This window comes from Aliivibrio sifiae (genome assembly GCF_002954705.1).
GTDB classification, from domain to species: domain Bacteria; phylum Pseudomonadota; class Gammaproteobacteria; order Enterobacterales; family Vibrionaceae; genus Aliivibrio; species Aliivibrio sifiae_A.
Map to the genome: position 1 here is coordinate 501,825 of NZ_MSCO01000002.1, position 10,041 is coordinate 511,865.

General features: G+C 35.4%; 14 protein-coding genes. 11 read left to right on the forward strand and 3 right to left on the reverse strand.

Annotated features, from left to right (window positions below):
- The 11 genes from BTO22_RS13195 to BTO22_RS13255 form a co-directional block, all read left to right on the forward strand.
- The coding region (locus BTO22_RS13195; RefSeq protein WP_105055917.1) for a Shedu immune nuclease family protein at window positions 1-851 on the forward strand (851 nt) is incomplete at its 5' end.
- Between the two features lie 155 nt (window positions 852-1,006).
- Entirely contained in the window at window positions 1,007-1,978 is a 972-nt protein-coding gene (locus BTO22_RS13200) for a DUF2971 domain-containing protein (protein WP_181044650.1), read from the forward strand.
- 708 nt (window positions 1,979-2,686) lie between these two features.
- Complete coding sequence (locus BTO22_RS13215; RefSeq protein WP_105055920.1) at window positions 2,687-3,301, forward strand: hypothetical protein; 615 nt, start codon at window positions 2,687-2,689, stop codon at window positions 3,299-3,301.
- A gap of 134 nt (window positions 3,302-3,435) precedes the next feature.
- Window positions 3,436-3,912: an HAD family hydrolase gene (locus BTO22_RS13220; RefSeq protein WP_105055921.1), complete on the forward strand. Its 477-nt coding sequence runs from the start codon at window positions 3,436-3,438 to the stop codon at window positions 3,910-3,912.
- 144 nt (window positions 3,913-4,056) lie between these two features.
- Window positions 4,057-4,347 carry a hypothetical protein gene (locus BTO22_RS13225; RefSeq protein ID WP_105055922.1) on the forward strand — a complete coding sequence of 97 codons (291 nt, stop codon included), beginning with the start codon at window positions 4,057-4,059 and terminating at the stop codon, window positions 4,345-4,347.
- Window positions 4,348-4,524: 177 nt separating this feature from the next.
- Window positions 4,525-4,965, forward strand: coding sequence for a hypothetical protein (locus BTO22_RS13230; RefSeq protein ID WP_105055923.1), 441 nt, complete (start codon window positions 4,525-4,527; stop codon window positions 4,963-4,965).
- Window positions 4,966-5,195: 230 nt separating this feature from the next.
- Window positions 5,196-5,465: a type II toxin-antitoxin system TacA family antitoxin gene (locus BTO22_RS13235; protein WP_105056563.1), complete on the forward strand. Its 270-nt coding sequence runs from the start codon at window positions 5,196-5,198 to the stop codon at window positions 5,463-5,465.
- Window positions 5,462-5,992 carry a GNAT family N-acetyltransferase gene (locus tag BTO22_RS13240; RefSeq protein ID WP_105055924.1) on the forward strand — a complete coding sequence of 177 codons (531 nt, stop codon included), beginning with the start codon at window positions 5,462-5,464 and terminating at the stop codon, window positions 5,990-5,992. Before BTO22_RS13235 ends, BTO22_RS13240 begins: the two co-directional genes overlap by 4 nt.
- Window positions 5,993-6,273: 281 nt before the next feature.
- Window positions 6,274-6,486: a hypothetical protein gene (locus BTO22_RS13245; RefSeq protein ID WP_105055925.1), complete on the forward strand. Its 213-nt coding sequence runs from the start codon at window positions 6,274-6,276 to the stop codon at window positions 6,484-6,486.
- 170 nt (window positions 6,487-6,656) lie between these two features.
- The gene (locus tag BTO22_RS13250; protein WP_105055926.1) at window positions 6,657-7,406 is read left to right on the forward strand and encodes an alpha/beta hydrolase; all 750 of its coding nucleotides are present in this window, start codon (window positions 6,657-6,659) and stop codon (window positions 7,404-7,406) included.
- 145 nt (window positions 7,407-7,551) lie between these two features.
- Window positions 7,552-8,016, forward strand: a complete 465-nt coding sequence (locus BTO22_RS13255) for an ASCH domain-containing protein (protein WP_105055927.1) — start codon at window positions 7,552-7,554, stop codon at window positions 8,014-8,016.
- Between the two features lie 193 nt (window positions 8,017-8,209).
- Here BTO22_RS13255 and BTO22_RS13260 read toward each other — a convergent pair whose 3' ends face one another.
- The 3 genes from BTO22_RS13260 to BTO22_RS13270 are packed head-to-tail and all read right to left on the reverse strand — an operon-like array spanning window position 8,210 to window position 9,751.
- Window positions 8,210-8,536, reverse strand: coding sequence for a hypothetical protein (locus BTO22_RS13260; RefSeq protein ID WP_065639387.1), 327 nt, complete (start codon window positions 8,534-8,536; stop codon window positions 8,210-8,212).
- On the reverse strand, window positions 8,520-9,260 hold the full coding sequence (locus tag BTO22_RS13265; protein ID WP_065639386.1) for a hypothetical protein: 741 nt from the start codon (window positions 9,258-9,260) through the stop codon (window positions 8,520-8,522). The genes BTO22_RS13260 and BTO22_RS13265 overlap by 17 nt, the downstream gene beginning before the upstream one ends.
- Window positions 9,257-9,751 (reverse strand): Hcp family type VI secretion system effector, encoded by a 495-nt coding sequence (locus BTO22_RS13270; RefSeq protein ID WP_065639385.1) that lies wholly within the window; start codon window positions 9,749-9,751, stop codon window positions 9,257-9,259. The genes BTO22_RS13265 and BTO22_RS13270 overlap by 4 nt, the downstream gene beginning before the upstream one ends.
- Window positions 9,752-10,041: the final 290 nt, after the last annotated feature.

Genomic DNA, 10,041 nt, shown 5'->3' on the forward strand with positions numbered 1-10,041 from the left:
ATGAAATTGATCTAAAAGGGCTCGCAGAAAGAAGAATTGAATTATCTGATAACGCTATGGATATTTTAGACGCTCAAACCAAACAAAAAATCACTACTTTATTATCATGTTCAGATGGTGGTGATGTTGTGAGAGAATTACTTTCTCAAGGGATGATTACGACGCAAGACTTGGTTAATACCGGTTATCGTAAGAAGCAATTAGAAATCTTTAGTAAGTTGTTATATAACAATTATCTTCCGCAATATAAAGAAGATATTGGACGAGGAAATACTAAAGATGAAACTGCTTGGCAGCATTTTTTTGCTGAGAATCAATGGATTTTTGGTTATGGGTTAGATTATCGCTTTCAAGGGGTTTTACAAAAAGAGTTTCACGCTTCAGATACAGATGCATGTGGCCGAGACGGGGTGATATCTGATTTTCTTATGGGTGACCGTAAATTTACTACATTTGTTGAGTTAAAATTACCAACTACCGATATTTTCGCTAAAGCTCAAAATCGAGCGAAATCATGGAAATTATCCAAAGAGTTAATGGAAGCTTATTCGCAGATTTTAGAACAAAAAGCGAGTGGTCAAATTAAAATTGAGACTTCAAAAGAACTATTTGATGATGAGTATAATCAAATTACACAAGACGCTTATGATGCTAAAACAATTTTGATTATAGGTAATTGGAATCAAGTGGATAAAGGTGATGATCCTGCTGGAATACAAAAAATGAAACGTAAAACGTTTGAGTTATTTCGTAGAGATTCAAGAAATGTTGAGATCCTCACATATGATGAACTTTTTGAAAGAGCAGCCTTTATTGTTGGTAATGAACATAAAAGTAAAGAAAACTGGTAAACACAGCTAACAAATGCATCAACACGATTTGCTACACTCGGCATTCTAGGTTTCTTTGGGTTTACCGTGTTAAGTGGTAAATTTAAGCTTAATCAGCATAGTAGCAAACGTGTTATGCAGGCGTTAGCCCTTTTTCAATAATAATGAGGTTTTTGATGGATTATCCAAATGTTCAATATTTATCGAAGTACCGAGTACTTCGAAATCCAGATGGCACTCTGAATGAAAATACTTTAAATATACTTAGGAATAAGTCTGTTTGGTATGCCGCTCCAAATACGTTTAACGATCCATTTGACTGTAAAATTCGCCCATTAACTGTACCTAGTGATAATGAGTTTGTTGGGGATTTTAATGACATGGATCAATTAGAGTATTATTTGGCTTCAAGAAGTAAAGAGGCTGCTGAAAAAGGGAATGAAAAAGAATTCCATGAGTTTTTATATAAGTTGACTCAAAGAAGAAATGATAAGCTTGAAGAACAATCAAAAAACTATGCAGTAATGTGTTTTAGTGAAATTCACGATCATGGATTAATGTGGTCGCACTATGCGGATGAGCATAAAGGTATTGTTATAACTTTTGAGCGGACTGAAGATAATATGCTCGGGAAGTCGAGTTGCCGTCCTGTTCGCTATAGTCGCCACTATCCAAGAATTTCACACGAGGAATATTGGAAAAGTCGTAAATTTGCTTCCGATGAACATCCTCAGGACCATGACGTTCTATCTATGTGTTTATTTACAAAATACGAAGATTGGTTTTATGAAAAAGAATGGCGTGATGTTATTCATAACTCTCAAGGTAATGGAAAATTAATTCAATTAGACGCAAAAATTAAAGGGGTTTTCTTTGGGTGTCGAACACCAGAAGAAGATAAAGCGATTGTAAAAGAAATTTTAGGTAATACCGTTCAATATCTTCAAATGTTTCAAGCTGAATCCGGTTTCCAGTTAATTCCTATGCCAGAGGAACAATGGAAACATGAAACAGAACGTTTAAAAGAATTAGCTAGATATGACTATTTTGATGGTCTTGAAGTAATGACTAGATATCATGGCAAGCCAAATTATTTTGTTGATCCTAAAATAGCAGAAGATTTACTTAGAAAAATAAAGTTTACGTAAGTACAGGGCTAACAATCGCATCAACACGATTTGCTACATTCGGCATTCTAGGCTTCTGTTGGTTTACCATATTAAGTGGTAAATTTAGGCTTAACCTGCTTGGTAGCAAACGTGTTATGCAGGCGTTGTGCGTACTGAGTCCGAAATTTTTTGCACGGTTCATCAATAGAATCGCGGCTTTCGTAGTTTCGGCTTAGTAAGCGTGAATTTCTTCTTTGGTGCCTTTTGGTTTCCATTTCATCAGGTTCGGCAAATTAGCCCTTATTTCCCTAAGTTCAGGCGTTTCAGAGGCATTTTTACGCTTCAATTGTTCTTTGGTTATGCCTCATTTTATTCTGCATCAGTGTTTTTCTCGCAGCATTTTCAATCCCAGTTGTGGTTAGGATATTTGGTTTATCAGTTCCAAATCTGCTGAAACCAAGCCGTTCAAATGGCGTAAGAAATGTATTTGTTTTCCATTTACTTTATCTCGCAATTTAAAAACATTTTGTTCGCTTAATTGCCATTGGTAAATTAAAATCAACGCTTAGAAAATTTTGGCAGGGCAGTTCTTTACCAAGCTGACCAAGCCGAAAGTAAGCACGCACAACAATCGCATCAACACGATGCTTATTACATTCGGCGTTTTTGGTTTGAAGTGTAATTGGTTTGGTAAAGTTGGTCGTCAGCACGTGTTATGCAAGCGTTAAGCGGTAATGAGGATGTAAAATGGAATTAGGGTCATTTTTGGCTGGTTTGTGTGCATCTTTAGTTGGTGTTGCAGCAACCGTAATTTCTACAAATAAAGTAGAATCAATAAAACAACATCGTGATGTGGAAAATGTAAAGAATGCGCTATATGTAGAATTAAACGATCTTGCTAATGAGTGTTATGAAAATATTGATGTTGTGTATGACGTTTATGCAAGAGCGATAATGTATAAGAAAACGGGTAATGACTCTTTATTTGATTCGTACTCTTTACCGCGACCACCAGTTTTAATCGTATTAAATAATACTCTTGAAAAATGCTATGTTTATTTAACAAAAGATCAAAGGGATGCGATCAGAACTATGTTGTATCTTGTTGATAGAATGACTAAAGATCTTGAATTAATAGAAGCTAAAATGCCTTCTAATCATAAGGATATTCAATCTGAGCGCCTTTATACTATTATTTCGACTTTAGGTGTTATATATCAGCTTGCAGTAGCATTTAAAGAAGAAAAAGAGAGATTTAAAAATAGCAATAAATCAGCAGATGAATTGTTTGAAGACACTTTAGAAATGAAAAAATTGTCATTAGAGTTGTTAGATATAATGCAATATTTGAGAACCGCTTAACAAATGCATCAACACGATTTGCTACACTCGGCGTTGTCAGTTTGCCTTTGGTTTCAGTGATTAAGGCGTTAAAATTCAGCTAAATCTGCATCGTAGCAAACGTGTTATGCAGGCGTTATATGCAAGGAGGCATTATGAAAAAAGCTTATCTGTTCGATTGGGGTGACACTTTAATGGTCGACTTTCCAAATACTCTAGGAAAAATGTGTGATTGGGAAACAGTTCAGACCGTAGATGGTGCTTCTGAAATGTTAGCTTCGTTATCCCAAAAAGGACATTTACTTTATGTTGCAACTGGTGCTGATGATTCCAGTGTTCAGGATATTGAATTGGCATTTGAACGAGTCGGGTTGTCTCAATTCATTTCAGGCTATTTCTGTAAATCAAATCTTGGTTTATCAAAAAACAGTTCTGAATTTTATCAAAGAATAGCGAATAAGTTAGGTGTTGAACCTAGTCAACTTACAATGGTTGGTGATTCACTTGAAAAAGACGTTATTTCAGCGATTGAGGCTGGTTTAAATGCGGTTTGGTTTAACTATCGAGGTTTGGAAAAAGAAAGTCACTCCAATTTTAGAACGATCTCTCAGCTTCATGAGTTAAGCATATAACAATCGCATCAACACGATTTGCTACATTCGGCATTCTAGGTTTCTTTGAGTTTACTATATTAAGTGGTAAATTTAGGCTTAGTCTGCATAGTAGCAAACGTGTTATGCAGGCGTTATGTTTTCGGGATAACTTGAGGAAAAGAGATGGATTTCATTTGGTTGGTTTTAGTTTTAGGCGCGGCTGCAATATTCTACTATTTCGTATCATATTCGAAGCCACAGGATGATGATTGGCACAAATTGCCGACACTTGAGAACTATTTGATAAAACATCCTGAATGTAAAATGGCAGATCCAGAAAGTGCTAAATGCTTTAGTTGTGGTTCAGACAAAGTGATTTTTCAACCATTAACAACTCATGCAGCTCCTCGTTATAAACATATTTGCTTATCATGCAAAAAAACACTTTTTAGAAGTAAGGCAATAATGTCTTAAACTAGTTGAGATTTCTAAGGCTATTTTTAATAAAATCAGCTGGTTGGAATAAAACATAACAAAGCAATCAACACGATGCTATTACACTCGGCATTCGCGGTTTAGAGTGTAATTGGCTTGGTAAGTAAGTCGTTCGCACGTGTTATTGCGGCGTTAGGAGAATTGAGGTGGAAATAAATGTTTGAAAATTTATACCCGTTTATAGGGGTTGTTATTGGAGCCTTACTTGCCGGTGGTTTCCAGTATTTAAATACAAAAAAACAGCTTCAAAATGATATTCAAAAATTGCGAACTCAAATTATTGCAGATAAAAAGAAATCATCGTATGAGTTAAAAAGTAAATATTTACTTGAATGGCTGCCTGAACTAATTTATTTAGCAGACCCAGAGGCTCATGCTAAATTTGATTATCAAAAAACATTACAACTAGTTCATAAAATACAATTGATTTTAAATCCTGAACAATGCAGGTTAGAAGCTGAGCTTAACAATGCTGTTAGTAACTTAGCTAGCTTAATCCAATCAGCTATTTGTGATAAACCAGATAATTATCATCTGCTAGGTGGGCAGGATATTGTTATTAAAGCAGGGCGTAACGTGTTGAAAAAATTCTCCTAACAAATGCATCAACACGATTTGCTACATTCGGCATTCTAGGTTTCTTTTAGTTTACCGAGTTAAGTGGTAAATTTAAGCTTAATCTGCATGGTAGCAAACGTGTTATGCAGGCGTTATATTCACAAAGCTTGAAAATTAAATCCGTATTAGCTCCGTACAATTTGCACTTTGGTCGTTTAAATCTTATACTCATATTAAATACGGAATTACTCCGTACAATTGGAGGTTTTATGGCTACTGCAAGACTTGATATCCGTTTGGATGAAGAAATCAAAGCTAAGGCTGAGAAAGCTTCAGCTTTACTTGGTTTAAAAAGCTTAACTGAATACGTTGTTCGTCTAATGGACGAAGATTCAACTCAGGTAATTTCTGAGCATGAAAGCATCATTGTTGAAGCAAATGTATTTGATCAATTCATGATTGCTTGTGACGAGGCTAAGGCTCCGAATAACGCATTACTTGAAGCCGCTGCATTTACTAAAAGTGGTGAGTTTAAGTGAGTTATTCCAAAACTTTCAAAGAATTGGATAAATCACAGCACGATAGAGCATCATTTGACTGTGGGGAAAAAGAGTTAAATGATTTTATCCAAACTCAAGCTGCTAAACATATGCAAGCAGGTATCAGCCGCACAATGGTTTTGCCTGCTTCAGTGCCATTACCAAATCAGAAATATCCAATTTGTTCATTTTATAGTATTGCGCCAAGTTCGATTAGCCGTGATACGTTGCCACAAGCGATGGCTAAAAAATTACCACGCTATCCAGTTCCTGTTTTCCTTTTAGCTCAACTTGCAGTTCATAAAGAATTTCATGGAAGTGGGCTAGGTAAAGTTAGCTTAATCAAAGCTCTCGAATACCTTTGGGAAATTAACTCTCACATGAGAGCTTATGCCATTGTTGTTGATTGTTTAACTGAACAAGCTGAATCATTCTACGTAAAATATGGTTTCGAGGTTCTTTGTGAAATCAATGGTCGAGTAAGAATGTTCATTCCGATGAAAACAGTCGGTCAGTTATTCACTTAGACGTAAGAGTGAATATAACAAATGCATCAACACGATTTGCTACACTCGGCATTCTAGGTTTCTTTGAGTTTACCGTATTAAGTGGTAAATTTGAGCTCAATCTGCATGGTAGCAAACGTGTTATGCAGGCGTTATGTTCTAGGCGATAGATAATGGTTATCTAAAATATTACCTTTGTTTTTATTAACTTAGAAATTAGTGACATTAATCACAGTAGTTCTTCACGATATTACAATAATGATATTTGTATATTTTGGTACAAATGGATTATTGAGGCTTAAATGCAAACTTACAACTCTTCAGGAATACGTGGTTTTGAGTTAAATTCTAATTCAATCACGGTTTGGTTTGATGAAGCTGCTCGTTCAGTTAGTTATGACTACGATAGTGCGGGTAAGCAGCATATTGACAGAATGAAAATCATTGCAGTATCTGGCGGTGATCTTAATTCTTACATCGATATGCATGTTAAGTTTAGATACGTCCGTGATTAACTGTTAGAGCGAACATAACAATCGCATCAACACGATTTGCTACATTCGGCATTCTAGGTTTCTTTGAGTTTACCGTGTTAAGTGGTAAATTTAGGCTTAATCTGCATGGTAGCAAACGTGTTATGCAGGCGTTATGCCTTTCTATGGTTTTGATATAAATAAGGAATTTTATGAAATTTGCAGTACCTCTTGCGTTGTCGTTATTAACTAGCTCAGTTATGGCAACTTCTTTGGATATTTACGATGCCAGCCGAGAGCGAAATATTCCAATAACTGTAGATTTTCCTGTCCAAAAGGATTTATGCACTACGAATAATAAGTGTAAGGTTGCATTTGTTAGTGCTGATTATAAAGTCCCGTATTTGAAATACCAGTTAATGGTTCAAAATTTAAATGAAATGGGTTACTTAACTGTTGCTGTTGATCATGAATTACCAAATGATCCTCCTTTATCTAAAAAAGGGGATTTATATCAAACTAGAATCGAAAATTGGAAGCGTGGTGCAGAAACGTTAGATTTTCTACAAAGTAATATATCACTTAGTTATCCTGAGTATAATTTTCAGAATATTCTGTTAGTTGGGCATTCAAATGGCGGTGATATATCAGCATGGCTAGCTTCTGAAAATAAGTCATACATAAGCAAAATTATCACATTAGATCATCGTAGAGTAGCTCTGCCAAAAACAGCTAAGATCCAAGTGTTATCAATAAGAGCGACCGAATATCCTACAGTGGCTAGTGCTTTGTTAACTGAAAAAGAGCAAAGTAAATATCATAGTTGTATTGTCGAAATTGAAAATTCGAAACACATGGATTTAACTGATTACGGTTCAGAAAAAGTAATGAATAAGGTTAGGTTAATCACTAAAGGTTTTCTGTCTGGAGAGTCTTGTACCAAATTGAAACAACAGGCATAACAATCGCATCAACACGATTTGCTACATTCGGCGTTGTCAGTCTGCCTTTAGTTTCAGTGATTAAGGCGTTAAAATTCAGCTAAGCCTGTATAGTAGCAAACGTGTTATGCAGGCGTTATATTGCGAAAATAGTTAAGAGGATTTCATGGAAGAACAGTCTCAAATCTACTTGAATAAGTATCTAAGCTCACTTTCTGAAATTGAGCGTGAAAAGTATCAATCATTCAGTTCAGACTATTTCTGTGCTGATGAGCATAATGCCAATTTATGCGCAGAATTAATCCGAATCGGTCAAAAGACAGCAACTTGTAGCTTAAATGTTTGGTATGAATCTGGTGAAGAACCAATGCCAACCGTTGGTCACTTACAAGTGGTTGTTGATTGGAATGGGAACCCAATTTGTATCATTGAAATTGATTCAGTTGAAACGTGTAAATACAACGAAGTTACGGCTGAGTTTGCTCATTCAGAAGGCGAGGGCGACCGTTCATTAAAATGGTGGCGTGAAGCTCATTGGCGTTTCTTTGCTGCTGAATGCTCAGAGTTAAATATTAAGCCTAGTGAGGACATGGTTCTTGTATTGGAACGATTTCATGTCGTTTATCAATAGGCAATATAACAAATGCATCAACACGATTTACTACACTCGGCGTCTCAGGTTGTCGGGTGTTTCTCGTTTTAAGGCGTCAATTTCAAGTATGATTGCATAGTAGTAAACGTGTTATGCAGGCGTTATAAGAATTATTATTTTAAGTTTGAAAATGGAGGGGATATATCAATTGATCCCCTTAAATATTAATGGTTTAAGCTAAGTTAGTCCAAATTGCATAAATAATATTTGAAACAATAAGAATGAACCCAAGAGTAATCGAAGATAAGTGCCAAATTAAACTATTTTCGGTTTCTTCTTCTGTCTCTGCATCAGAGAGTCGTCCAAAAACCATCATAGGTTTTCCTTTATAATATCTTCTAAGTGGTAACTCAGAACCAATTAACATTAGAACTAATATGCCTAACCCAGATATTGCACGCTGAAAATCAAAAAACACACCAATAATAGTGATTGGTATGATAATAAAATACATAGTGTTTAGTAGCTTAATTACGGTATTTTTACTTGGTGTTTTCATTTAAAAAATTTCCTGTAATGAATGCTGCGGCTCCATCGGCTCTATCATAAACGCCTTTTTGAATCCCAATTTGCTTTAATTTATATCCAAGGCCTTTACCTATAACATAAGATGCAACAGTGTTTCCTTTACCATTAAATGTTTCACTAACAATATTGATAGCTGTATTTGCATTAGCAACAAAGTCTAAAGCTTTAGCAGCAGGGAATGCAATAGCAGCAATACTAACTGTTGTCATAATGTCATCTTTTTTATCTTTTGCTGCGGCCTCTACATACTCTTGAAATGCATCATCAGTCAGATCAAAGTTAGCACCTCTCATTAAGCATTCGGCGCTTGCGCACCGAGCATTAAAGCGAACATTAAATGATTGGTTATTTACCGTCATATTTCTTTGGTATCCACCTTGTTGGATACTGGCTCTTTCTGCATTTCGTTCTGGTCGATATCTTCTTGCTGTATCTACAGCTCTTACGCCATCAGAAAAACCAAGAGCAAATAACTTAAATACTTTAGATCCAGTTTCGTAGTCAATACGACCTTGACGGTAAGCTTGTAAAACATAATTTACATTAGAGGTTAGATCTCGAACTGCTTTAGTATGTTGACTATATTCAAGTTTCATTTGTCCCAAAGTCATTAAAATATGAGTAATGCAAGCATTAGAATCTTTTTCTAACTGCCAATAATCCTCATCTAACTTATCATCTGTTTTTATACTCATGAAGCTAGCTCATCAATAGCTTTCATCCAGGATGAGTAGCCGTTAGTATTTGCAGAGATATGCTTCCACGTTATGTCTCTATAAGAAATATCTAAAACTTCAGTCATTTCTAACTCGCCTAAATGCTGAACATTTGGCATTTCTGTTTGAATGTTTTTAATCATTGCTCCTGTAAGGTGAATTTCATAGAAATTTTCCTGATGAGAGCCATCAGGTGATTTTCTATAGAACTTTAATGTACATTGGAGAGTTTCTGAATTTGTGCAGGCTTGAGCAAGCAAAGGGCTAGATTTATCTATTTTCTTGATAACTTGAATTGGTCTATGAACTGATTTGTTTACGTAGCTAATTGAGTGGGAGAAAGATAGTACTGTAATTTCGTCTTTATGCGAAGTTTGGCAACTGTTCCCCATTGATAATGGTGTATTACAGTCAAAAGATAGCGGACCTTGTTGTTCGCCATTGATTGTTAAATATGCAGCTGTTGTCATTTGAATACCATTAAATGTAAAATTATATAGATAAATTTTATCAAACAAATCAATAACAAAATCACTATAAGTTTAGGCGATTTTACTAAAATTGAAGGTTTTGATTCCGTATCACATAAATTAAAAGTACATTACTGATTCTTTGCCAAGGGAATAGGTCGTATTCATAATTCTTATAACAAATGCATCAACACGATTTGCTACATTCGGCATTCTAGATTTCTTTGGGTTTACCGCATTAAGTGGTAAATTTAAGCTTAATCTGCATAGTAGCAAACGTGTTATGCAGG

Bases quoted from the DNA above. Each gene is read 5' to 3' on its own strand.
- BTO22_RS13200 (WP_181044650.1), top strand. From the start codon at position 1,007: ATGGATTATCCAAATGTTCAATATTTATCGAAGTACCGAGTACTTCGA.
- BTO22_RS13215 (WP_105055920.1), top strand. From the start codon at position 2,687: ATGGAATTAGGGTCATTTTTGGCTGGTTTGTGTGCATCTTTAGTTGGT.
- BTO22_RS13220 (WP_105055921.1), top strand. From the start codon at position 3,436: ATGAAAAAAGCTTATCTGTTCGATTGGGGTGACACTTTAATGGTCGAC.
- BTO22_RS13225 (WP_105055922.1), top strand. From the start codon at position 4,057: ATGGATTTCATTTGGTTGGTTTTAGTTTTAGGCGCGGCTGCAATATTC.
- BTO22_RS13230 (WP_105055923.1), top strand. From the start codon at position 4,525: ATGTTTGAAAATTTATACCCGTTTATAGGGGTTGTTATTGGAGCCTTA.
- BTO22_RS13235 (WP_105056563.1), top strand. From the start codon at position 5,196: ATGGCTACTGCAAGACTTGATATCCGTTTGGATGAAGAAATCAAAGCT.
- BTO22_RS13245 (WP_105055925.1), top strand. From the start codon at position 6,274: ATGCAAACTTACAACTCTTCAGGAATACGTGGTTTTGAGTTAAATTCT.
- BTO22_RS13250 (WP_105055926.1), top strand. From the start codon at position 6,657: ATGAAATTTGCAGTACCTCTTGCGTTGTCGTTATTAACTAGCTCAGTT.
- BTO22_RS13255 (WP_105055927.1), top strand. From the start codon at position 7,552: ATGGAAGAACAGTCTCAAATCTACTTGAATAAGTATCTAAGCTCACTT.
- BTO22_RS13260 (WP_065639387.1), bottom strand. From the start codon at position 8,536: ATGAAAACACCAAGTAAAAATACCGTAATTAAGCTACTAAACACTATG.
- BTO22_RS13265 (WP_065639386.1), bottom strand. From the start codon at position 9,260: ATGAGTATAAAAACAGATGATAAGTTAGATGAGGATTATTGGCAGTTA.
- BTO22_RS13270 (WP_065639385.1), bottom strand. From the start codon at position 9,751: ATGACAACAGCTGCATATTTAACAATCAATGGCGAACAACAAGGTCCG.